Genomic DNA, 26,363 nt, shown 5'->3' with positions numbered 1-26,363 from the left:
GTGGTCGCTGGCGCCGGATGCACGCGCCAAGGACCTGCGAGAAACGGCCCCGGCATCCTCCTGCCCCCCTGCTTACGCCCCCAAGGGTGCCGGGCCGTTTCCTTGCCGCTCGGTGCCTCGTGCGGAGCGGCTGTCAGCGCGGATGAGCACAATCGGCTCGGTAAGGATTATTTCTGGCGAGAAGGGCTATCTCGAGGTCCTTTGCGTCGACACAGTCGAGCAGGACAGAGCTTGCGAAGGACTCCTTTGAACGTCCCGAGTTCGAGTGCATCGGCGGCTCTGGGATGGCTTCGTCGCAGCAACCGTTAGCTCTGAGCAGGCGCCGGTCTTGCCAACTGTCGGCTCTCGAGCGCTCTCGTTTCCCCGTTGCCGCGTTGTGTCGTTTGCCGAGTGGGTTAAGGCGCCGCTACTTTTACGAGGACTTGCCAGGAGCACCGGTCCGGCAAACCCTGTTCGTGATTTCAGAAGCATCTTGGGAGTCGCGCTATGCCCAGAACATTGGAAGCCCTGCTATGGTGCTCAGCTCTCGCGACTTGGCTGATGCTTCTCTTCGTCGTCATGGAGAAGCGAATGAAATCGCTTACAAGGACCGTTAGTCGCATGATCGCTGAAGTATTCAGGATCAAGACGAACTAATTCGCCTTACGCCGGGCCCCTGCAGAAAGACCAACAACGCGTCCATTGCGCAGCATCATCCGCTTGCTGGCGAGCGGACTGTTAACGCAGGTTCAAGGCACCCGGTCAGCCGTGAGGATGTTTAGTCCCGCAGCATTGCGTGTATTTGCGTGAAATGAGTGGACACCTGCATTGGACCAAGAGCGGTGGGCCGTGTCATTCCAGCGGCTGCTCATACGATAGGCGCGCCTTGCCACCACGGCGCATCGGCCCGCGGGATGCCCGACTTGAGCTTGCTTCTAATTAAATATTGCTTTAATTCTATATGGATATAATAATTAAATTGAGATTGGGTTTTATGGCTGAAGGTTCGAAAGGCCTTAAACGCGGCAGCGGCGCCTCTTCTGGCTCGGGCATTGTGGCCCAGCCCATCCAGCCGGAGCCATTTTCACGGCTGGGATCCAAGGCTGCACATTGGAGTGGCAAGCAATTGAACGACAGCACGATGAATTATCCATACTGCACACACTTCCGATGGAGCTTCATTGGCATGAGGCGACCCATTTCACGGGCTTATCCCACGCAATCCAGGAACTGCCCTGCTGTCCCGATGGTCCTCAGATGTTTCGCTCAAGTCCATTAGCAATAACGCTTCTGCTGCCAGCGCTGGTCGTCCCTGCTTCTTACGTGGTTGCCGACGACCAGCCAATTCCGCCGGCGGAGCCGAAATCACAACAAGAGTGCACCACCTATCAGCGGCAGCAGATCGACTACGCCCATGCAGCAGCGCAGAAGAGCCGGGAGTGCTCCGAAAAATATCGAACAGCTAAGAGCGACGACATCGTGCTTTACCAGTCCTCGTGCGGAGGCAACATATTGAGCGCCTTCAAATCTTGTAGGGCACTGTCCGATGAGGCTTGGTGTGCTCTTGCAGGCGTGAGCGAAAAGGTAAGCGCATGTCTTGCAAAGGCCGGTGCGGCAGAACAGAAGCGCCTGACAGAGGTGCTCGCTCAGAGTGAGAAACAGAAAAAGGTTGAGACCGAAAAGGTCCCAAGAAGAAATGATGCGGCGCGAGACAGCGGCTCTGGCACCTCCGATTCCGCACCACAAGAACAGGAGCATGTCGGGACACTGGAACGGCATTTGACAACGGGCAGCGGCAACGCCGAGAGGCAGACGGCATCATCCGCAAAGGGGATAGACGACGCCAGCGGAGCCAAGCAGGTCATGGACGACACCACTGCGGAGCTTCGCAAAGTCGTGCAACACGAACAAGAGCGCGCAAGCCGCTTGGAGGCAGCCTTGGCAGCGGCCCGGCGTGAGGTGGAAGCTCAAACGGCACTGGCAACCAAAGCGATCGATGAAGCAAACCGGATGAAGCAGACAGCGGAGCAGAGCTCTGCGGAGCTCAAGCTGACGTTGGAGAAAGAGCACGAGCGGGCCGAGGCATTCGAGAACGATCTGTCGATGGCGCACGCCACAATCTACGCGTATGAGGCTCAGGCCCGCAGGGCCGCTGATCGGGCGGCTGCCCCCCAGGAGGCGTCAGAGACCGGCGCCGCGGAGTTGCGGAGGTCCTTGCAACAAGAGCAAGAACGCGGAGAGCGGCTGGCGCATGATCTCGAGGCGGCCCGGCTGGAAATTGAGTTGCAGGCCGCCCAGTCGAGCGCCGAAGCTACTCGGCTGAAGCAGGTTGTCGCGGACACGTCGGCGGTCTCCTTGAGATTGCTTCAGCAGGAGCGCGAAAAGACCGCACAGCTGGAACGGGAGCTTGCATCGCAGCGGAACGCTGCATCCGGGGATACCACGAAGCGTCGGGGCGTGCAGGACAAACGGCCCGAGGCTGACGCGATCAGGCCTGTTGCGACGTCCCAGACAACCCTAGCCGCCACGCGAACGAACGCCAGGCCTGATTCGGGGATTGCTGCAGAGGTGGCAAGACTCGTAGCCCGAGCAAGTGTCTTGCTTGGTCAGGGTGATATCGCCTCGGCGCGCGCGGTGCTCGAGCGTGCCGCCGAGATCGGGGATGCGCATGCAAGCTTCGCACTTGCGGAGACCTATGACCCGATCGTCCTTCGCAAATGGGGCGCGTATGGGACGGTCGGCGATGCGGCGAAAGCGCGCGATCTCTACGCAAGAGCACGGGCCGGCGGCATCAAGGAAGCAGAAGAGCGGCTCGACTCGTCGCGGCGCTGACCCGCGATTGAGGAGAGGCGGCGCAGACAGAAATTTGATCCATCGGAGGGCCTGGCAAATGAACTCTTCTTTCGGTCGATGGACGCTGTTTGCTTTCGCTGCCTCGATTTCGCTATTGCTGACCTTACGGCCGGCTTGGGTTGAGGCGCGTACCAAAACTTTCAAGGCTCAGGGCGTTAGCGTACATCAAGCGCCTAAGCCGCAAGATACGATGAACGCCTGGACGATCGGTCTTGCTGGGGGCCTCATCGAAGGCGCCCCCATCCGACTCGCCGCCGAGATGGCCCGCGTCGTCGATGACGGAGACAATCTCCACGTCCTGCCGATCGTGACGCGGGGGCCGACCGAGAACGTCAATTCATTGCTCTACCTTCGCGGTGTTGACGCTGCGATCATCAATTCCGACGTACTCGAAGAGTACAGGAGCCAGGTGCCCGACATCCAGCGCAGGCTAGCCTACGTTCTCAACCTATTTCCATCCGAGCTACACATCTTCGTGCGACCGGAGGTTTCCAAGCTGAGCGATCTGGTCGGCAAGAAGGTGAATTTCAATACCCAGGGCACCGCCGCGGCCTATTCGGGACCGCTGATCTTCAGTCGTCTCGGCCTCGACGTTGAGCAGACATTCATTCCACATCAGGTTGCACTGGAGCAGATGCGCAAGGGCGATATCGCCGCAGTTGTATTCATCACATCGAAGCCGGTCGACGCGTTCGTGCGCGGTCACTGGGATCCAGGATTCAAGTTCCTTCCCGTCATCTATGATGCCAAGCTTGAGGATTATTATGTTCCTGCCTTTCTCGACGCGAGCGATTATCCCAGCCTGATCAAGCCAGGCGAGCGCGTGCCGACGATCGCAGTGCCGACGGCGCTGGTCGCCTTCAATTGGGCTCCGAAGTCGAACCGCTTCGGGCGCGTCGCGCGCTTTGTCGATCGACTGTTCTCGCGGATTGAGAGCTTGCAGGTGGCGGGTTTCGATCCGAAGTGGAAATCGATCAATCTTGCGGCGACGGTTCCTGGGCTTTCACGTTTCCCCGCCGCACAAGCATGGCTGGACGCCCATCCACCCGCGACACAGGCATCGCAATGAAACGGGCCGTAGCATTCGACTCAGCCGTTCTCGTGTTTGTGAGCGGCGTAGCCTTAGCGCAGGGGGAGGACCATCCGACAGCACAGCTTCGCGCCTGCTCCGGGATGGCAGGCGCGCAGCGGCTGAAATGCCTTGACGAACTCTCCCAGGCCATCACGTCTGCTATTCCTCTGGGGCGCAACGAGGATGGCTGGGTTGTCGGCCAAACGAGATCACCGGTCGATTTCTCACCGATCGCCACCGCGACGATATCATCGCGCCAAGATGTAGGCAGTGCGACGCGGCTCTCGATCCGATGCCGCGCTGGACGCACGGAACTTGTGGTCGCAGGATCTGATGTTTCGGGTCGCGGTGAGGACTACGCCATTTCCTATCGGGTTAATGGCGGCCAGGTCATACAGCTCCCTGCGGCTACTCCAGCATTTGGAGGCGGTGTCGCGTTCAAGACTGATGCAGCGGCCTTGATACAATCGCTTCCCAGCCAGGGTCAGCTTGACGTGCAACTTTCCCGGTCGACACAAGCATTTCTAGACGCCTCTTTCCTTTTGACCGGACTGGACAGGGTGCGCGCCAAGATCGCCGCTACATGCAAATGGCCGCAAGCGATCGCGAAGCCCAACAACTAGTGCGCGATAGAAGACTGTCTTTTCAGATAGGAGATTGGAACATGAGCAAGTTTCGATACATGCTAAGAATAGCCATCGTCTGCATCGCAGCACTCCTGCTTGGCGCGTCGTTCTCTGCAGGGCAAGAGTACGCCCGTCCGTGGCCGGCGCCAAAGCCAGCAGTTGCGGAAGGGACGCGCACCACAAGCACGCGTGCGACGTCGCCCGCGAGTGCGCGGACGCGCCATCAGGCGGCGTCTCCCCGGACGGATCGCCACGCCATGGCGAATAGCAAGCAGCACCATCTGGTCCTCCAGGTGAATACAAATGATCCCGCAGCAATGAACCTCACGCTCAACAATGCAATGAACGTCACGCAATATTACAAAGACACCGGCGACAAGGTGAAAATCGAAGTGATCGCGTTCGGTCCCGGGCTGCACATGTTCCGCGAAGACACCTCGCCAGTGAAAGCGCGCATCGAAACCATGGCGCTCAGCACGCCGGAGGTCTCGTTCAAGGCCTGCGGCAACACCCAAGAGAACATGCGGAAGGCTGAGAACAAGGACATCCCGATTATCCCCCAGGCTGAAGTGGTCAAGTCCGGCGTCGTGCGGGTGATGGAGTTGGAAGAGCAGGGCTGGACCTATGTTAAGCCATAGGCGGGAGCATTCATCGTAGCGCTGCTTCTCGGTAAAGCGAGCCGGAAGAACATCGCTCAGTCTGTGACGTGCCGCCTCGCGCGCGATGCGATACGCCCCGAACGCGCATGCCGCATCGAAACCTGCTTGTGCTTTGAGTAGGGCGGCGACTGAAAAACAATTCTCGGTTTGTCCACAGTGCCTCTCGGCGGTACTTGAGGAAGACAAAGCCGCAGCGCACGATGAACATCGGCATCTGGCCCCTTAAGCCACCCCGTTGATCTCCCCAAGGGACGGCACTCGCCCGCGTCAATCGATGCACCCTATTCGGCCAAGAGACCACAATTTACAGCTTCTTAGCTCGGCGGCTCGTGCAGCCGGCATTTAAATACCGCCTCGGTCGTAAATCGCTAAGACTTGTCGCGATCGACTGATTATTCTTAATATAGAGAGCTTGGGCGGTGTTAAATTTTCGGGGCCAAATATGACTTTCTCGCCAGAGGATCGTAGTTACATTCGGCTGCTGCAACTTGGACCTTTTAACAAGCGCGTCCGCGGCGGCTGGCGGTTCGGGACCAAGCGGATCAGCGACGCGGTAGTTGATCGGCTCGTCGCAAGAGGCGTCGCAAGCCGCGAAGGTGATCGGGTAGAGCTGACCGGCTCTGAAGCCGCTGAGTGAGTTGCGAGGGCACGTTAGGATCCGCACGCAACGCTAGTGCACCCGGTCCGCGGTATCTTTTCTCCGATGCCTGTCGCTCGGCTTCGGAACGCTCGACCGCGCGAATCGGACTGCAATTTTCTCGTCGCCCTCCCATTTCAAATCATGTATTGTTTGATTTGATTTTCGAATTATCGATCGGGGCGGAGAGAATACTCATGGCCCAGCGAGCAACATTTCGCGCCGATTTCCGTGACTTTATTGCACTATATTTGTTGGCTGTAGACCACAACGAAAACCATTACGACGCATCTCGACTGCACAAGCTTTTTGTGCCCACTCGAAGCACTTGCGAAGACCTCCTCGATCCCGCATCAGATCCCGCCGGGGTGTATGATCCAATAAGTGGCGGCCGCGCGTTTGGCCCAAGCGGTCAGGCGGTCGGTCGCGCGGCGAAGTATGACCACGCAAGCGCCTTTCTTCATGCAGTGCTCAAAGGGGTTGGACCAAAAACAGCACCGTAGACTACCGTTTCGTGGGCGGGCCCATCCGACGGAGCTAAGCACGCCTGTAGGCGAGCCTGAGCGCACGACACCAAAGCGCCGCCGAACGGCCATGGAATCGTGGTTCTCGTCAATATGCCGGGCAGCACAGGACCCGTTTATCATTCCGCAACGTCAAGTGTATCGAAATCAAAGCAAAACCGCAGCGGCGAGATATTAGCGTTGCGGATGCACGTTGCTCGACTGTATAGCCGCGACCGGAAGCCCTCTCACATTCGGCGATGTCCGCCATCGCAGCGCACGCGGACGTCTCCATCGAATGCAGAACCGCTCAACGACACGGACAGCTCGATCGGACGTGCCATGCATCGTCACTCACTGATCCCGCCTCAGCGATGAACTGCCTGCGTCAGCGCTCTCCGATCGAAGCTGTTTGAGCCGCGTCTCCAACGCGAGCTTTTTGGCAATCAGCCTCTCCGCAAGAATGGCATTGACCATGCTGTGGAGCTCCCACAGTTCGTCCATCGACATTCTCTCGAACTGGTCCTGATACATGATTCCCCGAATCACGACGTCGATAGGGTGGGCGCATGCGATGGAAAGTGCAACCAATCGGCGGTAGCAAGACTATTGCTCCCTTGCGACCGCCGGGAAGCGACCGGGCGTGCCTTCAGCTGCTCCGCTCTCTGACTGATAGCAGCCCTCTAAGCAGAATGGTCGGCGCGTCGGTTTAACCCGCGTTCTTCTGAACCGTGAACCGCAGCGCGGCTGCGGCTTAGACCTTGTTGAGACATTGAGGTTTTCGGGGCCTCAGCTTGAGGCAGGCGCAGCTGTGGGGGCAGCTTTTTCCGAAAGGCCTCGCTGCAAATTGAGACCAGCCGAGCAACTTCGGCGACGTGTCCAAAAGTCCAAAAGCTTTGACAGTTGCGCCTACATGCGATCGGGACCGGGATCCCGCACCCTTGCTCACCGCAGCCGATGACCCCGCCGCAAGACTCGGAAGGCAGTCCGGCAAATGCGTATCGCACGGACGAAAGACTGACGACGCGCTGCCCGGCCCCCCCGGGTCGAGGCGAAATCGCATAACTATCGAGCGAACATTCACTTGAGGCCGACGGAGGCCGAACGAACCAGAAAGTCCGGCAAGGCACCGCCAGCTAGGCCGGCCCGCTCATACGATCCTCGGGTTTTTTCGCGCCCTGCTTCTGCACCTGCTCCTCTACGAATATAACGATCGTACGCCGAGCAGCCGGGTCCGTTACTTTCTGAAATGCTCTGATCAAGCGGAGCATCTGTAGATCTTCGAGGAAGTTTGACATTGAAAGCCCCCATTCACAATTGGGAAAGCTCAGTGTTAGGTTCGCGCGGCAGGCTGGCCTCTCGTCGCCGTGTCCACGTACCCTTATCTCAGCGCGATACCAAAGGCCCAAGTTTTGCGCGCTCAAGTTCGTTCATCTCTAGAATTAGGCTCGCGGCAAGAGCTGCATCGACCTCTACGTGCAGCGTCCACAACTCATCGATAGACCATTCCTCCAGTCGCTGCGGGTTCATGCCGCCCTCCTCCGCGGGCTCTGACATCCGCACCATAGCCAACGCCCAGGCCTGCTGCTTGCCGGTAGGTGTCGTTGCCTCCGCCAAGCGCACCGCCCGCCTGCGCCCTTGAAATTATAATTTAAATTTTAATCATTATCAATTTAATTTTCCCATATTAATCTAAATAAGGGACGCCATACGGAGTAGCCGTTTGCGCAGTGTGCAGCCGCTGGAGTGCTCAGGATCGGAATTACAGTCGCTCAGCACTACGGGCCGAAGTTTTATGAATGCACGGGCTGCGGCCGACGTTTTGGACAAGTAGCTGCTGGCGAGCCGTCCGTTGCCGACGACGGATTGCCGAGCATCAAGCCTGAACCATTTTGCCTGAACGGCTTAGCTGCCATTTTTGATCAATTTGCCTTCCTGCCGGCATGAGACTGCTTCGCCGCTTTAGCTTCGGCGATCGCGACGCTCTCGCGTAACTTCAACAGCTCGTCATACGCTGCTCGAAGTGGATCGCAATCCTCGACCGCAGGAGATCGCCTCGAGAAGTTTGTCGTGCCGTAGGATGAATATCTGATCATCGCAAACACGCAGCTATGATGCACCCAAAGCGTATCAAGGCATTGCCGTTGCGCAACCAGAGCCGCTCGTTAAGCTTGATGTTGGTGCAAAAAGTTAAGATCGGTACGAAGACGTGGTATTCGCGCGCATCGCGCAGGTTCTGCGACGGGTGGATTAAAGATGCGCTGCCAGCCGACGACGGCTAAGCGACAACCATAGCAGCTGATTTCGCAGGAGCGTACATGACGTTCCAGACGAAGCCGATGTCGCTCAGCGTCTAATTGTCCCGACGTCCCCCAGGGGTTCGAAAGACCGCAATGAGCCGATCGCCTTCCCAAAGCTCAACATCGTGCTCCCCAGACATTTGCTCGGCCCGATATCTCGCGCTCTGCTCGTCGATGCAGTCAAGCTTTGCGGCACAGATCGGGTGCCGGCTACTGTCCACCAGGAAGGCTTTGTACCGCATGGCGATCCCCATCCAATGACTCCGCCATCCTAATCGAATGGCTGCCTGATGCAGCACCAAATCCATTTCAGCAGCCGCGGAACCTTTGTACGTGTGGCCATTTCGCTATAGACGCCTGAACTCGTGGCTTTCGATGCCGAGCCGCGTCGGGTCCGCCATGAAACGCCCGCGATCTTTCCACGCTCCTATCGGCGCAGGATTTCCGAGCCGCATTTCGCTCCACCGATCCGGACCCTTTTGGCTTCTCGGAGCATTCCAGAACGCTGAGGGCTGATTGGCCAGGACTGTAACTGCAGGGTTCAGATGAAACTCGATCCGAAACCAAAGCGAAAGGAGCGCACGCTCGTTCACACTACATTAGTGGGCCTTTTAACCTTTTTGCCTTGCATCATGCGCCTACTTGCGATTGCATAGTTTTCCCGATATCGCTGCGGTCATTTCTGCCATTGTTTTTTCTAGGAACTGCTGATGTGTAATCGAAGTCAGGTTTACAATTATTCGGCCATTCTGCGAGACCGAATACAGGGTCTGGTCGCACTTGTTACAGAACTGGAAAGACTTCGTTTTCGGCTGCGTCAAGCGGAGGCAAGGACAATGCGGCGAAGAGGGAGGTTATCAACCCGGACTGCACGACGGCTGCTCGGCCGACGATGAGGGCAATCCGCAATTCACCACGCGCGATTACGCGCAATGGTGACACGCCCACAGCTCACTTGCAGCCAACGCCTTAGCCAGCCCTTCTTTCCACTTCCTGCCGCCGGGACGCAATCTGGCGTGCAGCGTCGCTGTTATCAGCGCCCCCGCAATCGGCGAAGCCCTCGTGATGCTCCGGTCGATGTTGATCAATGAGATGGGTGTCAGGCACCGAAATATCGAAGGCACTACCCTCTTGTGTGCTTGCTGCTCGGCCCGTACGTAGAGGCCCAATCTCGGCACATTCCGAGATCGTGTCATATCGCTTCAGCGCTGCGTTGATCCTCTGAGCTAGCGTTCGATTGTGCTCACGGAACATCGACAAATGATCTCCATTCACGGGTACGATTTCCAGACCCGAAAGAAACAGACCCTTCCAGCCAAGGCTGTCGTCCAAACCCCGCATACCGTCCCCCGGTTCTGACCGAAAAAGAACCCCCCGAGTGTCAAGGAGGCGCGGGCGATAAGACCGCAGGATCCTTGTATACAATCGTTCTACGAGCCTCGTGGGCAACGGAGCCCCGTCCTCGTCGACCATGGTGGTAAAAGTGCTTCGTCCCCTCCAGATGCCTCGAAACCATTTCCGCGCTTCCTCATCGAGCATCCAGTGGACGGTCTGCCATGAGCGCTGCAAGCGCGATGCGATTGATGGTGAAGACAGCTCGTTCGGAGCTTGCTTCCAAATTTGTCGGCATTTCCGCCAAGCAACTTCACGCGTCGTTGGATATGTCGCAGAGGTATCGAACAACATCACCAGATCTACCCGGCGACCTTGCTTTTGCAATTGATGAGCCATTTCGAAGGCAATGATCCCTGCGAAGGAGTGCCCCGCGAGCACACACGATGACGAAGCTAAATGGGCGCTCAAGGCTGCTGCATATGGCGCAACTAATTGTTCGATTGTGGGGAAGGCGGATTTCCGGTTGTTTGCCACCGCGGCACGCCATTGCAGGGGCCAAGGAGGCATATCGATCCCGAACACCTGGTTATCCAGCATTGCTGCAAGCCCGAATTCATCCGGCCCCGCGTAAACGAAATACACCGGGCGCTCCGCGTTGCCCTTCTGCAATTCAACGATCGGCGGTCGTGTCGCTAGCCCTCGGGTAGCAATGACCTTTGATAGCTCTTCCACTGTCGGACTTTTGTAGAGATCCGAAATCCCAAGGGTTACGTTCGTTACTTGTTTGATCCGGTTGATCACCCGCACAGCCATTAACGAATGTCCACCCAATTCGAAGAAATCGTCCTTGATACCGATTTTCTTCAGCTCGAGTAATTCGCACCATATGCTGATTACCGCTTCTTCCATCGGAGTGCTTGGCGGCACATACAATTCCTCGGACTGAGATGACCTCACACCAGGCAAGGGCAATGCCCCGCGGTCCAGTTTACCGTTAGGCGTCGTGGGAAATGCATCCAGGAAGATGAAGTCCGCGGGAATCATATAAGTCGGCAGTTGATCTCTGCACAGTTTCCGGAGTTCGGCGCCGAGGCCAGCCGACGGGATCGCCGGCCTCACATAAGCTATCAGTCTCTTGTCCCCCGCTGAGTTCTCTCGCGCCACAACCGCCGCTTCCTGCACCGCTGGATGCATGGTCACGACCGTCTCAATCTCGCCCAGTTCAATGCGATGGCCACGAATTTTTACCTGATGATCCGCTCGACCAAGAAACTGAAGCATGCCATTCGGCAATCGTCGAACCATATCACCGGTTTTGTACAATCGCGCTCCAGGCGCCTTGCTGAAAGGATCGCCAATGAATCGATCACATGTCAATTCCGGCTGATTGTGGTAGCCCCGAGCTATCTGAATGCCACCCAGATATAACTCGCCAGGGACGCCGACGGGGACATGCCGCATATGAGCATCCAGCACGTGAGCCTGAGTGTTGGCTACTGGCAAGCCAATGGGAACAACATCGTCAGCGTGCTGACGCGGGACTGAGTAAAACAGCGAGGTGATTGTGGCCTCGGTTGGTCCGTAAAAATAATGCAACTCTGCGCCGACCATTCCAAAAAACTCTCCGGCGAGTTCTCCAGTCAATACATCGCCCCCGCAGAACACATGCCGGAGGCTTCGGCAGGCCTTGAGTTCCGGTATCTTCAGAAGCAAGCGCAGCGTCGACGGCACGAGGTGCATGACAGTGATCCGGCTTCGAATGATCGTTTGCACCAAATACGCCGGGTCACGATGTCCGCCCGGCCGCGCCAGGACCAGACGCGCGCCGACAAAGAGCGGTGCCAGGATTTCCAGGACAGCGGGATCGAAGCTAAATGAAATCTGCTGCAATACGCGATCGCCCTCGTTCAAAGGAAACGTCGATTGCATCCAGGTCATCAGATTCCTGACCGCTCGGTGAGGAATCATGACCCCCTTCGGATTGCCTGTAGATCCCGAGGTATAATTTACATAAGCAAGGCTCGAGTCGCTCGCAGCGCGGTTGGGGTTGCCGACGCTCCCCGCACAGACTGCAGGGTCATCCATGAAAATGACGGCGTTCGCTTTAAGATCGGGCAGAATTCGGCTCAGCTTGCGCTCCGTGAGTAGAACGGGCGCGTTGGCGTCCTTCAGCATAAATGCGATGCGTGCCGGTGGATAGGCTGGATCTATTGGCACATAGGCGCCTCCAGCCTTGAGGACGCCGAACAAGCTGATGATCAACTCTGGCGACCGCTCCAAGCAGATCGCTACCAAAACCTCGGGACCAACCCCCAATTCGCGCAAATGATGAGCAAGCTGATTTGAACGATGGTTGAGCGCGCTATAAGTCAGGCGCTGCTCGCCGAATTCCACTGCCACGGCGTCCGGAGTTCGATCGACTTGCGCCTCGAAGAGTTCATGGATGCACCCATCCTTCGGGTAATCTGCCAGTGTTTCATTCCACGCGACCAGCAGGTCGTGACGCTCAGCCGCTCCCAATAACGGCAAATCGCCGAGCCGTTGCTGCGGCTTCTCTGCCATCGCCTCGAGCAGTGTCTGTAAGTGGCCGAGCATTCGGCCAGCCGTCGCGCTATCCAATCGACCGCGATCGAATCCAATTTTCAGGCATAGCTCCGTCCCGTCGTAAGCTGCCAAGGTGATCGGATAATTGGATTGCTCAAAGAGATGGAATTGCCGAGTGGACCAAGACCGTCCCCGCATTTGCAACAGGGAGTTCAGTTGATGATTCTCAAATACAACGATGCTTTCGAACAACGGCCTGCCCGCTGACACATCGCTCCAAGCCTGCACCTTCTCAAGCGGCGTATGCTCATGTTCGCGCATCGCCACAATTGCCGCGCGCACTTCCTTAAGCCAAGGAATGAGTGCGGCGTCGCGGTCCACGCACACGCGCAACGGCAATGTGTTGATGAACAAGCCGATCATGGCTTCAGCGCCCTCGATCGTGCTTCGGCGACAACTCCTGGTCACTCCGAACACGACGTCGGCCTCGCCGCTATACCGGCTTAGCAGCACCGACCAGGCACCCTGGATGATCGTATTGACAGTCAGCTCATTCTGCTCAGCAAGCGAACGAAGAGCCGAGGTGATCTCACGCGACAACAAGATCTCCTTGTTGCCGCCCTGGAGATCGACGTTCCGCTCGTTGGTTGGCAAGCGATCCACCACCAGCGGAGTGGGCGCCGTGAAGCCTTTAAGAGTGCTCCTCCAAAACGTTTCGGACTTGGCGAACTCCCGTGTTTGCAGCCACTTGATGTAGTCCCGATAAGGTCTGGGGCACTCCAGCGTTATTGCTGTGCCGGCGCGGAGAGCCTCGTAGTAGGAGAAAACTTCGCCAAGAATTGCCGGGAATGATCTGCCGTCCAACAGCGCGTGGTGAAACGTCCAAATGAGGCGGTTCTTTGCTTCGCCACAACGTACCAGGGTTAGACGAAGCAGCGGCGCTCGCGCTAGATCGAATTCTCGACGACGGTCCGTCTCCAATAGATCAGCCATTCGTCGATCCTGCTCGGAATCTGGAATTCCGCGCCAGTCCTGTTGCTGCCAAGGGATTTCGACCTGTGCTTGCACCTGCTGTTGCGGTTCATTGACGTCGATCCAGCGAAACTGGCTTCGCAAAACCGGATGACGAGCGACCACGATTCTCCAGGCGCGCCGCAGAGAGTCTTCATCAACTGCTTCGTGCAAGTCGCAGAGCAGTTGCTCGGTGTAGACCCCTGTTCCGGGAGCCGACAAACTGTGAAACAGCATGCCTTGCTGTAGCGGCGACAACGCGTACAGGTCTTCAATCATGCTCATTGGCCGCTGAGGACAGGCCGGCGAACCTGTGTTGAACCTTCCGGTTGGATTGCCTTGCCGATGGTTTGCGATCTTCAATTGTCGTTCCACGCGATTTAAATTTAATCCAGCGCGAATTCAATATAGTATTTTGTTGAATTAATAAATCCCCCAGGTATTAATGTAGGGCGCTTTAACTCTGGCCGGGACAGTACGCGGAGATTGGAGGAAAATGCCGAAGATTCAGAGCTTTGTGACGACTGAAGACGTCATTTCCGCGGGACGAGTTCTTGCCTGGGCCAGGAACTATCTTGCACGGGAGGAAGAAAAGGTCAGACGTCCTTACCCGCCTCAGACGGTTTGTCCCTATGTGGAGGCCTCGATTAAAGCGAACTCGCTCTACATGGTGTTTCATAACGAATTGAACGGAGAAGATGCCGCGTCGATTGCCGACGTAATCTTGGGATACGTCAATCCCTTCAAGGAGGCACCCCCCTTTGCGCGGCATGAGCAGGCGCTAAAAGCGCTGCTCATCGTATTCCCGAATATCGAGGAGAAATTCCTAGGGGTGCTCGATGAGTGCCACCGGACCATCAAGCCGAAGATCGTCAAGTTCGGTTTGATGATTGGTCAGTTTCATCCGAAGTGCCGGGAACAGGCGATCCACAATCCTGAGTGGAACGCAATCTCGCGATCTCCGCTTCCTCTGATGGCAATCCGCAATATGACGTTACATGACATCATGTTTCTACATGACGATGAGGAAGCATTTCGAGCGTATGAAAGCAGGTTTGGAAGCCGATTCGCGCAAGGTGGTGTGTTTCTGTATCCGTATCACAAACACCTCATCACTTGCTATGAACGCGCAAAATCCGCTTATGCAAGCCACCAATAGCCTAAATTGAACGGCTGTTTGTAACAGTCACCTCGGTCTGTTGAGTTTCAAACGAGGCTTCTGACGCACTTCCTTCATCTCTTGCTGGTGCACAATTGTGTCTCGCCGCGTGTGCGATACCTCCGCCACGAGGTGAGGCACGATCGATCGCCCATCCATTGAACCTTTCACCGAGTGGGTGGACCAACCCTCAAATCTGGGGGACCAGGAGGTTTCCTATGCGCACGATCTTGATCGCAGTGGCGGTCGCTGGCTGTCTCGGTGCGACCTTTTTGCTGTGGTCCTATCCGCCAACAACCAAAGTTGATGTGGCGGATCTGGCCGTCGATCGCTGTACCAATTTCCACAGTTTGGCCCCGCTCAAAGTATCCGAACTCATGCGCAACTAGGCAAACCGGAAGGGCAAGGAGCACGGGGGCGGTTTGGCGAGCGGCTTTGGACAACCTTTTGCATCCAAGACAAACGGCCACGGCTCGAGTCTGAGATCGCCAACCCTTGGGGGAAGGCTTACTCCCGACGCGAAAGCCTTTTGACCTGGGTATTTCTCGGGAGCTTGGATCCGCCAATGATAAAGCGGCGGGGCCTCGCCATGCACTCGAACGCGTAGGAGTCCTGGCTACCCTCGATGAGCGATAAAGGTCTCCGCGAGATCGCGCGCCGCTGCGCGAAACTTCTGTGGAACTCCTCCATGACGCTCCCCGCAACGTCACTGAAAGTCGGATTTCAATACCCGGCCGCGCCGAAGTCTAGAGTTTAGGCCGGGGCCATATCTCCCCGATGCAGCGCCGGCGGCGGAACTAAGCTTTCAGCTTCAATGGCTATGCTCCAATGTTGCAACGACGAGCCAAGCCCCTTGGCTACACGTGCACTTAGCCGCCCAAAATTTAAATTAACCGGCATTAATTCGATTTAATGCTGAAATAAAATCATTTCATTTGGGCCATTTAGAGGTAAAGTACTATTGCGAGCGCAGGCACTCCGCGTGACGCGCCCTGCCCAACGGACCGTCGGCTCCGCTTGAAGTTTTTAGTCCCGGGCCGACGGTCCGAGGCAGTTCCGCGCTATTTCTGGGGAAAATTGAGCTTGGCCACCAGGATGGCGTAAGCTCTCACTTAAATCCCTAATCTGAGATGAGTCGGGGAGTTGCCGTGGGTATTTACTTGCTGTTACTGGCGGCATGCGTTGTTGGGGTTCTTCTGTTCCTGGCATTCCGCTTATAGAACCGACAGCGGCCGCAACCGTTGCTTTGAATCCTCAGCCAGCGGCCGAAATTGAAAAACTTCGGCTTGAGTTTTTGACTGTGCACGGATGAGCGCGTTCAACTCCATCGCTGGAGACGAACGTGATCACTTGGCTGCTGGTAGCTTTCCTCATCGCCGTTAGCGTCGCGATCTTGATCGCCCACGCGATCGACGCCATGCGCTCCTGAGGCTGCGCCCTCCCACATTCGGCATTTTGACGGTGCGGCAAATGCAGGCAATTCTAATAGGGAAAGCCGCGCAAACGCCCTGGTCCCCGCGGAGAAGCCGCCTCGTCGGTGGCTTCCTTGATCCATCGCTCCACACTATTGCACGATGACCAGTTTTTGGCGGCGAACCCTTGTCGAGAGCTGTGATCATCCGACTTTTCCTCGCTTCGCCTTCAAGAACATAGACCGCAGTCCCAACGGCCTGGGGCGTCAACGGCCAGACGCCAATTGGGTCGGCTGAGACAGCTTCGGCTCGGATGCGCCCTGAAATGGGGCCCTGCCCCGATCCTAGATGAGCCAGGCCCGGAGACTAAGCAACATCTGACATCTAATTTGTTTGGAACCTGTAACATGGTTTAAAGTATTTAGTTTGTGGCGGGTTTAATATTTATATCAACCATGGGAGAATGTAGTATGCCCTCGGAAGAAGAAGACCGGCGGGAGTTTTTGAAGACCTGCGGAAAATTTGCTGCGGTCACGCCCCCGATCATGACCATGCTGCTGTCCACCTCGCTCACGTCAAAGGCGATTGCGCATTCTGGAGGTGGAGGGGGCCACCACCGCGATAATGAGCACCACCATCATCACCGAGACCGCGACTAGGCCGCCCTAAGCTTGCAAGAGCCCGCCTTCCCGCAGGCGGGCACCTTGATGCACAACATCAGGGAATCGGCGCGCCCCGCGGCGATGCTGTGGATCACGTTCTGGCGGTGACGCGCGGGCTGAACTGGAGGCGATAGCCGGTATGCGCGGCAGGCAGATTCGAACGATGTCGGCCCGTGAATAGGTAGGGGCAGACTGGGCGCTCCGCGAGCTGCATCTAACTAATTAAATGCTGATCTCGCCAAGATGGGGCAGAGTGTCTGTCCGCGCTGGGAACGACCCCCCTGCTCTTTCATCTCCCGTCTCAAGTAACCCGCCGGCGGGGCAGCTGCTAGGTGTGGGACCGGCTGCTCGCACTCTGGTCTCCACGTCGCGGATGGACCGACTTGCAGGGACATCGCAATAATCCATTGCAGCCGGGGCCCAGGTCGGCTCATTAAATAGTGAAATTAACCATATTTAATATCGAATGCGAACCCAAAGCCGTGTATCGAGCAGGCGCACGCTGGGTAAGTGAAGAGAAGGGCGAGGGAATTGCCGGTAGCCTGCCGTGGCGTGCGCTCGATCCCTTACGGCACGAGAAGAAAATGACGATTGAATGTCAATTTAATATATAATACGATAAGCGAGATTTTAAATGAAAGAGGGCTGATCGTGATGCGGGTCGACAACGACGATGATGACCGGCGGGCGTTCTTGAAAACCTGCGGGAAATTTGCAGCCGTGACATCCCCTACCATGACGCTGCTTCTGTCCACTTCCTTGACTTCACGAGCCATCGCACATTCAGGCGGCGTGCATGGAGCGACGCAGAACGATAGCGGCCGGTCGTTCTTCGAGAACGATCGGTCCTTTGCGGCAGGACCGCGGAGCTCCGGCGGCGGGTCATCAGGCGGTGGGGCAGCACTTGGCGGTCGCCCTGCCGGGTCATCTCATGCCGGGACAGCTGGTGGTGGCGGCGGATCCAGCGGTAGCGCGGGGGGCGGTGCTGGCGCAACCGCCAAAGGGCCGTTCGCGACAGCCGGCGGCTCGGGAATGCAAACCGCACAGGGTGGGGTCGATTGCGCAGACGAAGAGGATGAGGAGAAACGAAGGACCGATTGCCCCGGCGCTAACACACGGATTTCGAGAGCAACCGAATCCAGCCGATAGGAGTCGTCTCAGCCTATGAATGAGGTGACTGCCGTACGGCTAGGCTCTGTCGCGGCCTTCGCCCGCGGCATCGCTAAGTGTGTGGCCGAGCGCATATCTGAGCAGCCGAGCGACCTCTTGATGCACCGCGCCAGAGCTGAACCTGCCAAATGTCCGTACGCTTGTCCCAACATTGCATAGTTTTGCTGACTTTCAAGAACTGATCGAGTTCTCTTCAGCTGTGCTTGGGAGCACCCACTCGCGCTGTGCGCCGCGTTGGACTTTGGGAAATTGCGCTGAGCGGCGGCTTAGCGGCGGCCATCTGCCGCACTTCGCGATCGAATTCCAATTCGTTTAATTATTAAAAAGCCTATAGAATACGGCTGATTTCGTTGCGGAGGGCGCGATGATAGATGAACAAGATGATGACCGGCGTGAATTTCTGAAGATCTGTGGCAAGTTTGCGATTGTTACGCCGCCCGCTATCACAGCGCTGCTGTCGACGTCGCTAACCAGCCCAGCCCTTGCGCAATCCGGCGGCGGCTTGGCGCACGGCAATAACGGCTGGGGCAATGGCGGCCGGGACGGCAGTCCCAACGGCAAGCCGGATACGTATCGCTGAGGCTGCCGTTATCTCCTAATGTCTGGTCGGCTCTTCCTCGATCTCCTGCTCGGGCAGGTGATCGATGACGTCGCCGAGCCCGCGCGCCTGTCGAGTAGGCCCCTGCAGCCGAGACAGCGGACGCAGTGGTCGCGCTCCTCTGTGGAGCCTCAAGAGGTTGTCCGCGGTTAGGCCGAGGCGGCTGATCGGCGTTTGTGACTCTATACCGCCATGGGGCGGTGCCAGTTGTATCGATGCAGCCAGATCGGCAGCCTGGAGTGTCACGCTCATAACGGCGCTCCGGCTCGGCCGGTTGATATCCCGTATCCGGTTCAAGCCCAAAACGGCGTAGAACACGGCTAACAGTGGCGCCGCAGCCTGCTCTAACTCTTCCCAACGTTACTCGCCGACGCCGGCTGGGTTGATGGCTGCCGCGGTGGCAAACATTGCTTACTAGCGGACGGTTTGCCTGAGCGCTGTAGCTGCTACTATGCGCAATCACCCGCCCGGCCAGCACACAAGGCCAAATGTTTGCACCGTCCTGCTCATTGCGCCCGATCACGACTCTGGATAATGAAAGATATGGTTAGGTTCTTTCGCGCCGTGGGATGGTTGGCTCTCGCTCTGGTGGCTTTCGTGACGCTCGCCCCCATTTCCGATCGGCCAACGATTGCGCCCGCTCACTTCGAGCACTTTGCCGCATTTTTCGTGCTCGGGCTCGTGTTCGTGCTGGCCTACCCAAATCGCATGATGCTGGCCACCCTGATCGTGATCGGCAGCGCGATTATCCTGGAAACCCTACAGCTGCTCACTCCTGATCGACATGGTCATCTCGTGGACGCGCTGGTTAAAGTGGCTGGAGGTCTCTGCGGCATTTCGTTCATCACTGTTGGGCGGCAGTGCATATCTCAAGTCGTGACCAAGATCGCGTCTCGGGGGTGACGAGATCACCGATCCGGGCGGTATGCAGCTGTCAGGATTCGCGCCAAACTTATCCGTACACAGGAAGATTTTTGACTTCCGACAACAGCGGCGCGTCGGCATCCTTGGGCGACAGCGCGGGGCTTTCGACGCCCCACTTGATCCCGATCGCCGGATCGTTCCAGGATCGGCGGCGCGCTCCTTCGCGCGCTAAACCATAACCGGAGACCGAGCATGCGGTTCAAAGGCTCCACGATCTTCGTCACCGGCGGCGCCGGCTTCATCGGCTCGGCCGTGGTGCGGCACCTCTTGCGCGATACCCAAGCGCGGGTGGTGAACATCGACAAGCTGACCTACGCTGCCAATCTCGAGTCCCTGCCCGGCGCGACAGGAAATCCGCACTACGCATTCGAGCAGCAGTGCATCTGCGACGGCGCGGGTCTTCGAAAACTGTTCGACAAGTACCAGCCGGACGCGGTGATGAACCTCGCCGCAGAAAGCCACGTCGACCGCTCGATCGACGGCCCCGGCGAGTTCATCCAGACCAACATAGTCGGCACCTTCACCATGCTTCAGGAGGCGGTGCGCCACTGGCGCAGCCTCGCCGGCGAGAAGCGGGAGCGCTTTCGCTTCCTGCACATCTCGACCGACGAAGTGTTCGGCTCGCTCGGCGCCGACGGCTTGTTCACCGAAACCAGCCCCTACGCGCCGAACTCGCCCTATTCCGCCAGCAAGGCATCGTCGGACCATCTGGTGCGCGCCTGGCGGGAAACGTATGAGTTGCCCACCTTGGTGACCAACTGCTCCAACAATTACGGGCCTTATCATTTTCCCGAAAAGCTGATTCCTCATATGATCATCAGGGGATTGTCCCGCGATCCTCTTCCCGTTTATGGCGATGGTCAAAATATCCGCGATTGGCTCTATGTCGAGGACCACGCCAAAGCGCTGACGCTGGTACTGGAACAAGGCCAGATCGGCGAAACGTACAACATTGGTGGTCGCAACGAGCGCACCAACCTGCATGTCGTCCGGACAATTTGCGATCTACTCGATGATCTTGCTCCGAATGAAAGTGGCTCGCATCGTCAGCTTATTTCCTTCGTGAGCGATCGCCCCGGGCACGATCGTCGCTACGCCATTGATGCGTCGAAGCTTGAGCGAGAACTTGGTTGGCGCGCCGGCGAGTCTTTCGAAAGCGGTATTCAAAAGACTGTGCGTTGGTACATCGAGAACAAGCCATGGTGGCAAAGTATTCTGAACAGAGGCTATCAAGCTCAAAGGCTTGGACGCGCCTGACAAATGGCTCGCCTAGGCAGGACGGCCAATGCCTCTCGGCATCGCGTTTGCTACCATCGGCAACGACCAGACCGGAAGAGGTTGCTGCAAGGGGAGTGTCCGCTCCTCTCAGGGCAATGGCGGCTTCGTCAGATCAGCGGCTGGAATGGCTCCGTTAAGGCGAAGCCAACCCATTCTTCAGGAAATGCGGCCTGCAAAGTCCAATCAACTCGGTTAGCGGTCAGCCTTGATCAGGCTTGCATCGACGGCAAATCCTTCACCGCCGACCAGCCGCTCCTCGATGCAGCGGGGCAAGACAAACCCGCGACGGAGAGATCACTCTCGGAAGCGATCATGCCTGTTCTTGGAGAACGTCGAGCGATCCGGCACCGCGCCGTCCAGGCTGAGCCAGCAAAACCATCAGTAGGCCAAACCAAGATCGCACAGACGCCGCTCCGATCTGATCCCGAAGCATAGCCGACCAGAAGCATCCGGATCATCAACTCGGGATCGATCGAGGGCCGGCCAGTTGGGATTGCTGCCCAGCCTCACCCCTTACCGTCCCAAACTGCAGTCACGCGATCGAGCTCGTCATAGGGACGCTTTTGCAGTCAGGGCTTTACCGGCTTCGCTCCCAGGGGCGTCTGCCGTCCGCATCACGATCCCAGGGGCGGGCCGTCGTTGCGGCTTTGTCGTCCTCTGCGGCTTTTGCGCGATCGGCTTTGACTTGTTCTCGATCGGTCAGAGGCGGCTTGGTGGAGGGCACGCCCGTCTGCGCCAAAGCCGGAGCCATGGTGAGAAGCGCAACGATGGTAATGAGCTTTGTCATCCCCGGCTTTAGCACGGCTGCGGGCACGTGTCCGATTTAGTTGCCCCCTCATCGAGGAAATAGCCGGGCGTCCGAAGGATCACCGTTGCTGCGTCGAGGCGGCGCCGAAGCCGGCGAGAAATGCCGGCCGGGGCTTACTGCGATCGAGGCTGCGTACTCATTGGGCGACTGGCCGCTGGATGCCCGATGTCCGCTCGACTCCTAACAGCGGGGGAGAAAGCGGACATTTCGCAAGGTCGATGATCGCAAGGTCGCTAAAGGGCCATTCCGGACTACCCTGCGCCTCTAAATCATACTACCCGGCATGAAACAGCGAATAGTGGGATGGCCGTCCTCATAGTAGGGCCAGACAACCGTTCTCCCGAAGCGGTTGGGTCCCTTCACGACCGCAACGTCCGGAACGTCAATCCACTCGTTCGCAAGAAAGACTTGGAAATGCCCGTTCTGGCTTCGCCAATCTGTGTCCCGCAAAGTATTTCCGTCGGAAAGAGCGCAGCAGGCCTCTCCTCCTTCGGATTTCAATTGCTCGAACCATTTGTGCATTTCCGGATCGACCTGCGCGTATTTACCTTCTGGATCGCGAGCCGCCACGGGGGTGGACATCAGCAGCAATGCCACCATCATCGATCTTACGGTGTGGGTATTCTGCAACCGGGCTCTCATAAGAGCCCCCCTGCTCAAAATTCAATTGTTTGAACGCGATCACGCCGAGTAATAAACTCGCCTCCGGGGCAACGGGAACGGAGGGAAATGCATCAACGACATCGCCCGGAGACGGGGCGCTCGGGCCCAAATATTCTCAGTCAGTAGGCCTGATCGCCCGCCCCATCACAACTAGAAGAAATGATGGAGCCCCGAAACGTAGCAATGGTTTTCCGCCAGTTCAACCTGAAGTCAATTCGGCGCGGCTACGGGCCTTCTGTGGAAGTGCAACGACGCTGACCTTTCTCAACGCAATTGAACCTTTGCGGAATCCCTCGGACCAACAGTTAAGCAGTTCACATGGTTTCAAGTAGACCAGGATTAGGATGAGTATGGAATTTGTGGTGGGAATATCTTCTAATCCAAGACAGGGGAAATCCCATGAAGAGAATGTTTCTGATGGTGAGCGCCATTTCGATCATTGGAAGCGTGGCCGTCAATCACGCCAACGGATGCGCACTGCAGCGTCCAACTTTTGAAGTTACAGGTTTCCCGATCTCCGGGCATCAAGTAGCGGTGCTGGGCTCGGCCCAGGTGGAGGAGAGTGCGGCTGAACCGACGCTCATGTTAGCTGGGATGCCGGCTTCTCCCAGTCAGATCGAGATTCTGACGAGGCCCCGAAAAACAAGAAAAATTGTCGAGGCTTCAGCAGATGCCAGTCTGCTCACCGTTGGCGTGGCGAGACCGAGCAGAAGCGCTGGAGAGGCATCGTGTGGCTCTGAGTGATCCCGCGGATCACGTGGTATCTTGCGCCCGCCTTCGGCGGGTTTTTTTTGCGCTTGCACGTGAGTGACAGCCCTATTGGGATCGCATCGTTCGTAGAAAAAGCACGATCTTCTTTCGATCCTCAACGGACGAAAGACCTCCGTAGGGAGTCATTTTGTTCCCGGGAACGACCTCATCTGGATTGGCTATGAAGCGCGCGAGTTTTGCTTCATCCCAGATGAAATCACTGTTCCTCATTGCTGCCGAGTAATTGTAGTCCGGCAGCGATCCCGCTTTCCTTCCAATAATCTGGTGCAAGTTAGGGCCAAGACGATTGTCGTCCTTTTGGATCGAATGGCAAGTTCGACAAGCGTTGTTGAACACCTGTTGCTCTGCGCCTTTCGAGAGAACGTCCTGAGCCAAAGGCGAGGACGGCGGTACCAGGTACAACATTGCGCTCGATACCACGGGGCCCAGCCGGCCGATACGCTTCATGCCAACCTCCCATCGCCTGCGAAGGGCGACTGAAACCGCCGACTCAGTCATTCCAGCTGATACCGGAAGTCCAGCCTCGACTGGCCATCCGCCTCCAGTCGGCTCTGGGTCAATCGCGTCGGTTTTGGCCTGACACCGCGCGCTTCCGCTCAAGCCTGTTGAGCGGAAGTGTCGGTGCTGTCAATATCCGAACGGGCCAGATCGGAAGCTTTCGTGAGCAAGATTGCCCGTTCTCCTAGGAACAGGCTGCCAACGCGTTTGTTGTTGCGTCTTAAGGTACACGAGAGGAGACGATCATGGACCGAGAACATGTAAAGGGCGTTGCCGACAAAGCAAAAGGCGCCATCAAAGAAGGTGCCGGTAAGCTCACTGGCGACAAGGACATGGAGGCCGAAGGTAAAATCGATAAGGCTAAGGGATCTGCCCACAATGCCGCTGGAGATGTGAAGGACGCCGCGCGGGACGCCGCTGACGCCCTCAAGAAATAAGAAGAAAGAAGCCACAATTAGCCGCCTCCGGGCGGCCCTTTCTTTCCGTTCGGACACTACGAAGGGTTGGGAAAATGGTCTCACGAATCCGCCGGGACGTCGCTGGATAGGGACGCACTTGTTCCAGATTTAACCTCTCGCGGCGACATCAAGCTTAATCTGCGTCTTCGATTGCACCGAAGTTAGATGGCGGTAGCCTTTCGATTACCGGACATTGCCCTTAGTCCGGTCCCACTGGCGAGGCCGCCGCGCCATTATATTCGACGCGGCGGCCTTCCTTAAGCGCCTCAAGATGAGCTTCATTCGGTAAATAAGCCCTACGACAACCGGCTCGATCTCGTTGGGATGCGACGACAGATCACGACCTTGCGCTCGCAACACCCTGATAATCTTGTCGTCACATCGCGACTGAATCGTTTTTTTCGCTAGGATCGCTTTTCTCGCAGAGCGAAAAGACGCGGCGCGCGCCCGACATCGGCGCGAACCCCTTCGATGCGCGCGGCAATATCTTTAGCATCGGGCGACTCAAGCTCGCGCAACTGAGGCGAGAGATCTACAATCCGATTGTACGCTGTAGATGGCGCAGCACCGACAAGGTGCTGTCGGTGTAATGGCGCTCGTTCCAACGCGTATCTGCCTCGTACGCAAGGAATGCGGCAATGATGATGGCAAATCCGATCCTGCCCATGAAAATATCCGTCGCGATCTAAATACTTCGAACATAGCGCGGAAGACGAAGAATGGGTTGCCGGTTAGGACGACGCTTTCATAAAATTTCGCCTATCAGATCGAGCTGGGTGAAAGTCTCTTAAGGAATGCAAAAGACGGGGCCCGGACACGTTCACTGGAGCACCCGATCGTTTAACCGGGGTCACGGGCTGGTTCCATTTTTGGAACCCCTCGGTGTTGCACGGCGGGCACGTCGTTGGACTACTTGCCGGACGCCATTGCTACCGATTCCAGACTCAGGCTTCTTCATCGAGCCGGAATTTCCTCGATGGGGACCAAAGTGCACGGCGAAGCTGGATGCATCGTTTGCTGCCAAGCCAGAACGCTGATAGCGCTTTTTCCGGTGGCTGAAGGATGCGAGCTAAAGCTCTACGAATGTGCTGGCTGTGCTAGCAGCTTGTGGCTAATCACCAGGGCATCGACACCAAAGCGTGGCAAAAAAGAAGCGCAGCTTATGACAATCGACGCTGCGCTAAATGTCGCTGCCCTCGGAGTACGATTGCCGAGGAAACCTGTGAGGCGGGAATAGGGGTCGTGGTCGACCCTGCGACATGGAAAAGCATCTGTAGGGGTATACGGCAGGACGAGAAGGCCGGCGGCGCGATATATTTCGTGATTGGAACCGATTAACTTGTTTTAATTTATGGATCTGAGGTATTTAATATCGGCCGCCTAGCAAATCATAGGGTGGTTGCCATGACCTCGGAAGACGAAGATCGGCGTGAGTTTTTGAAGACTTGCGGAAAATTCGCAGCGGCCACACCGCCTGCCATGACCATGCTACTGTCGACCTCCCTCGTGTCAAACGCAATTGCGCACTCCGGAGTTGGAGGCGTCCGGCACGAGCACCACGAACACCATCACCACCGCGACTAGCGACAGGTGATCTTTCTGAAGGGACATGAGGCCCCCTTACAGGGCGGCCTCAATCAATTGGGCCAAATTCTCTCACGGCCCTCTTCGCGATCTCGTCCGGGTCATGGGTGCCTGCGGCGTCGATCTCGATTACCTTCCGCGCGACTATCTCGCTGACCGGATCGTTGCGATTGACCAAATCTAGTGATTTCAACGTGGCAGCGAACGCCTGACGGAGTCGTTCAGCGTCTGCCGAGCTGGCATTCCCCAATAGCCGATTGATCGGCATAGCTTCTAGCCCCGTTAGCCGCCCCTCATTTTGGGGGAGGCTTGCCAAGCGGGATGCTAGCAAGCATTTCAGGTCAATTACAAATCCAATTTGGAAAGTTCAGCCCGGGCAATGGCAGACCGCGGCGGAAGACACGGAAGACCGGGAACGCTTTGCGGAGCGTCGATTTTTCCCGATGCCCTTCCCCAAGAGGGCGATCCGTTGAAGCCATTTAAATCGTTCTTGCAAGCAAGGCCGCGGTAGACGCGTCTTTTATCGCCAGACAGACCGCCGACCGGCTCTCGGTGCGAGAGTCGCTTTGAATTCTTCGCGTGGCTTCACTTCGGCCCACTAACCAACAAGACCCATCCGCAGTGATCCCGCTCACGTTGGGACATGTTTGAGAGGCGACAATCTGAATAACATTACGCCGCGAGGCCTAAATCGAGCCTGGTTGCAGGCCTCGGTGCCATGTCATGTGCCGGAAATGTTTTTGATGGGAAAGAGGCCGCCAGTTGAGGCGGCCTCCACTCGCGAGCAGCTCTGGGCTGGAGAATTCAGAAGGGCGGCTGCCCCGGCCCTGAGCCCGGGCCAAACGGGCCGCGCAGGTTG

General features: G+C 57.3%; 18 protein-coding genes and 2 pseudogenes. 12 read left to right on the top strand and 8 right to left on the bottom strand.

Features of this window, described 5'->3' with window-relative positions:
- Window positions 1-1,302: 1,302 nt before the first annotated feature.
- The 4 genes from HYH07_RS32390 to HYH07_RS32375 all read left to right on the top strand — a co-directional run bounded on the left by HYH07_RS32390 (window position 1,303) and on the right by HYH07_RS32375 (window position 6,329).
- A complete protein-coding gene (locus tag HYH07_RS32390; RefSeq protein ID WP_220006273.1) occupies window positions 1,303-2,811 on the top strand; it encodes a hypothetical protein in 1,509 nt (502 codons plus the stop codon).
- Between the two features lie 58 nt (window positions 2,812-2,869).
- Window positions 2,870-3,901 carry a TAXI family TRAP transporter solute-binding subunit gene (locus HYH07_RS32385; RefSeq protein ID WP_220006272.1) on the top strand — a complete coding sequence of 344 codons (1,032 nt, stop codon included), beginning with the start codon at window positions 2,870-2,872 and terminating at the stop codon, window positions 3,899-3,901.
- Window positions 3,902-4,568: 667 nt separating this feature from the next.
- Window positions 4,569-5,168, top strand: coding sequence for a hypothetical protein (locus HYH07_RS32380; protein ID WP_220006271.1), 600 nt, complete (start codon window positions 4,569-4,571; stop codon window positions 5,166-5,168).
- A gap of 855 nt (window positions 5,169-6,023) precedes the next feature.
- Complete coding sequence (locus HYH07_RS32375) at window positions 6,024-6,329, top strand: hypothetical protein (RefSeq protein WP_220006270.1); 306 nt, start codon at window positions 6,024-6,026, stop codon at window positions 6,327-6,329.
- Between the two features lie 354 nt (window positions 6,330-6,683).
- On the opposite strand, the gene HYH07_RS32370 is transcribed toward HYH07_RS32375, so the two are convergent.
- The 3 genes from HYH07_RS32370 to HYH07_RS32360 all read right to left on the bottom strand — a co-directional run bounded on the left by HYH07_RS32370 (window position 6,684) and on the right by HYH07_RS32360 (window position 13,882).
- A complete protein-coding gene (locus HYH07_RS32370) occupies window positions 6,684-6,833 on the bottom strand; it encodes a hypothetical protein (RefSeq protein WP_228749897.1) in 150 nt (49 codons plus the stop codon).
- Between the two features lie 882 nt (window positions 6,834-7,715).
- Complete coding sequence (locus HYH07_RS32365; RefSeq protein ID WP_220006269.1) at window positions 7,716-7,946, bottom strand: hypothetical protein; 231 nt, start codon at window positions 7,944-7,946, stop codon at window positions 7,716-7,718.
- 1,652 nt (window positions 7,947-9,598) lie between these two features.
- Window positions 9,599-13,882 (bottom strand): non-ribosomal peptide synthetase, encoded by a 4,284-nt coding sequence (locus HYH07_RS32360; protein ID WP_220006268.1) that lies wholly within the window; start codon window positions 13,880-13,882, stop codon window positions 9,599-9,601.
- A 133-nt stretch (window positions 13,883-14,015) separates the two neighbouring features.
- On the opposite strand from HYH07_RS32360, the gene HYH07_RS32355 reads away from it, so the two are divergent.
- The 4 genes from HYH07_RS32355 (at window position 14,016) to HYH07_RS32340 (ending at window position 18,502) form a co-directional block, all read left to right on the top strand.
- Complete coding sequence (locus HYH07_RS32355) at window positions 14,016-14,678, top strand: DUF6875 domain-containing protein (protein ID WP_220006267.1); 663 nt, start codon at window positions 14,016-14,018, stop codon at window positions 14,676-14,678.
- 218 nt (window positions 14,679-14,896) lie between these two features.
- Window positions 14,897-15,067, top strand: coding sequence for a hypothetical protein (locus HYH07_RS32350; RefSeq protein WP_220006266.1), 171 nt, complete (start codon window positions 14,897-14,899; stop codon window positions 15,065-15,067).
- A 1,478-nt stretch (window positions 15,068-16,545) separates the two neighbouring features.
- Entirely contained in the window at window positions 16,546-16,749 is a 204-nt protein-coding gene (locus HYH07_RS32345; RefSeq protein WP_409363928.1) for a hypothetical protein, read from the top strand.
- Window positions 16,750-18,286: 1,537 nt separating this feature from the next.
- Window positions 18,287-18,502, top strand: coding sequence for a hypothetical protein (locus HYH07_RS32340; protein WP_220006264.1), 216 nt, complete (start codon window positions 18,287-18,289; stop codon window positions 18,500-18,502).
- A 141-nt stretch (window positions 18,503-18,643) separates the two neighbouring features.
- Here HYH07_RS32340 and HYH07_RS32335 read toward each other — a convergent pair.
- A pseudogene (locus HYH07_RS32335) lies at window positions 18,644-18,756 on the bottom strand (IS481 family transposase); the annotation flags it as partial.
- Window positions 18,757-19,054: 298 nt separating this feature from the next.
- On the opposite strand from HYH07_RS32335, the gene HYH07_RS32330 reads away from it, so the two are divergent.
- Both HYH07_RS32330 and rfbB read left to right on the top strand, forming a co-directional pair.
- The gene (locus HYH07_RS32330; protein ID WP_228749896.1) at window positions 19,055-19,423 is read left to right on the top strand and encodes a VanZ family protein; all 369 of its coding nucleotides are present in this window, start codon (window positions 19,055-19,057) and stop codon (window positions 19,421-19,423) included.
- Window positions 19,424-19,636: 213 nt separating this feature from the next.
- The gene (gene rfbB / locus HYH07_RS32320) at window positions 19,637-20,701 is read left to right on the top strand and encodes a dTDP-glucose 4,6-dehydratase (protein ID WP_220006263.1); all 1,065 of its coding nucleotides are present in this window, start codon (window positions 19,637-19,639) and stop codon (window positions 20,699-20,701) included.
- A 219-nt stretch (window positions 20,702-20,920) separates the two neighbouring features.
- On the opposite strand, the pseudogene HYH07_RS32315 reads toward rfbB, so the two are convergent.
- Both HYH07_RS32315 and HYH07_RS32310 read right to left on the bottom strand, forming a co-directional pair.
- Window positions 20,921-21,210 (bottom strand): annotated as a pseudogene (locus tag HYH07_RS32315) (transposase); the annotation flags it as partial.
- 584 nt (window positions 21,211-21,794) lie between these two features.
- Entirely contained in the window at window positions 21,795-22,160 is a 366-nt protein-coding gene (locus HYH07_RS32310; protein ID WP_228749895.1) for a hypothetical protein, read from the bottom strand.
- Window positions 22,161-22,592: 432 nt separating this feature from the next.
- Here HYH07_RS32310 and HYH07_RS32305 point away from each other — a divergent pair, with 432 nt between their 5' ends.
- Window positions 22,593-22,937 (top strand): hypothetical protein, encoded by a 345-nt coding sequence (locus tag HYH07_RS32305; RefSeq protein ID WP_220006261.1) that lies wholly within the window; start codon window positions 22,593-22,595, stop codon window positions 22,935-22,937.
- A gap of 72 nt (window positions 22,938-23,009) precedes the next feature.
- Here the strand turns inward: HYH07_RS32305 and HYH07_RS32300 are convergent, their stop codons facing one another.
- On the bottom strand, window positions 23,010-23,411 hold the full coding sequence (locus tag HYH07_RS32300) for a cytochrome c family protein (protein WP_220006260.1): 402 nt from the start codon (window positions 23,409-23,411) through the stop codon (window positions 23,010-23,012).
- Between the two features lie 296 nt (window positions 23,412-23,707).
- On the opposite strand from HYH07_RS32300, the gene HYH07_RS32295 reads away from it, so the two are divergent.
- Window positions 23,708-23,899 carry a CsbD family protein gene (locus HYH07_RS32295; protein WP_057741240.1) on the top strand — a complete coding sequence of 64 codons (192 nt, stop codon included), beginning with the start codon at window positions 23,708-23,710 and terminating at the stop codon, window positions 23,897-23,899.
- A gap of 553 nt (window positions 23,900-24,452) precedes the next feature.
- Here the strand turns inward: HYH07_RS32295 and HYH07_RS36660 are convergent.
- Complete coding sequence (locus HYH07_RS36660; protein WP_283842860.1) at window positions 24,453-24,587, bottom strand: hypothetical protein; 135 nt, start codon at window positions 24,585-24,587, stop codon at window positions 24,453-24,455.
- Window positions 24,588-26,363 lie beyond the last annotated feature (1,776 nt).

The sequence above is a fragment of the Bradyrhizobium sp. BR 10261 genome, from assembly GCF_019455395.1.
In the GTDB taxonomy this organism is placed as follows: Bacteria; Pseudomonadota; Alphaproteobacteria; order Rhizobiales; family Xanthobacteraceae; genus Bradyrhizobium; species Bradyrhizobium manausense.
This window is presented reverse-complemented; position numbering and strand designations above follow the sequence as displayed.

Coding starts and splice junctions, on each gene's coding strand:
- HYH07_RS32370 (WP_228749897.1), bottom strand. CDS start 6,833: ATGGACGAACTGTGGGAGCTCCACAGCATGGTCAATGCCATTCTTGCG.
- HYH07_RS32300 (WP_220006260.1), bottom strand. CDS start 23,411: ATGAAGCGTATCGGCCGGCTGGGCCCCGTGGTATCGAGCGCAATGTTG.
- HYH07_RS32385 (WP_220006272.1), top strand. CDS start 2,870: ATGAACTCTTCTTTCGGTCGATGGACGCTGTTTGCTTTCGCTGCCTCG.
- HYH07_RS32295 (WP_057741240.1), top strand. CDS start 23,708: ATGGACCGAGAACATGTAAAGGGCGTTGCCGACAAAGCAAAAGGCGCC.
- HYH07_RS32380 (WP_220006271.1), top strand. CDS start 4,569: ATGAGCAAGTTTCGATACATGCTAAGAATAGCCATCGTCTGCATCGCA.
- HYH07_RS32375 (WP_220006270.1), top strand. CDS start 6,024: ATGGCCCAGCGAGCAACATTTCGCGCCGATTTCCGTGACTTTATTGCA.
- HYH07_RS32340 (WP_220006264.1), top strand. CDS start 18,287: ATGATAGATGAACAAGATGATGACCGGCGTGAATTTCTGAAGATCTGT.
- HYH07_RS32355 (WP_220006267.1), top strand. CDS start 14,016: ATGCCGAAGATTCAGAGCTTTGTGACGACTGAAGACGTCATTTCCGCG.
- HYH07_RS36660 (WP_283842860.1), bottom strand. CDS start 24,587: ATGGGCAGGATCGGATTTGCCATCATCATTGCCGCATTCCTTGCGTAC.
- HYH07_RS32330 (WP_228749896.1), top strand. CDS start 19,055: ATGAAAGATATGGTTAGGTTCTTTCGCGCCGTGGGATGGTTGGCTCTC.
- rfbB (WP_220006263.1), top strand. CDS start 19,637: ATGCGGTTCAAAGGCTCCACGATCTTCGTCACCGGCGGCGCCGGCTTC.
- HYH07_RS32350 (WP_220006266.1), top strand. CDS start 14,897: ATGCGCACGATCTTGATCGCAGTGGCGGTCGCTGGCTGTCTCGGTGCG.
- HYH07_RS32345 (WP_409363928.1), top strand. CDS start 16,546: ATGGGAGAATGTAGTATGCCCTCGGAAGAAGAAGACCGGCGGGAGTTT.
- HYH07_RS32305 (WP_220006261.1), top strand. CDS start 22,593: ATGAAGAGAATGTTTCTGATGGTGAGCGCCATTTCGATCATTGGAAGC.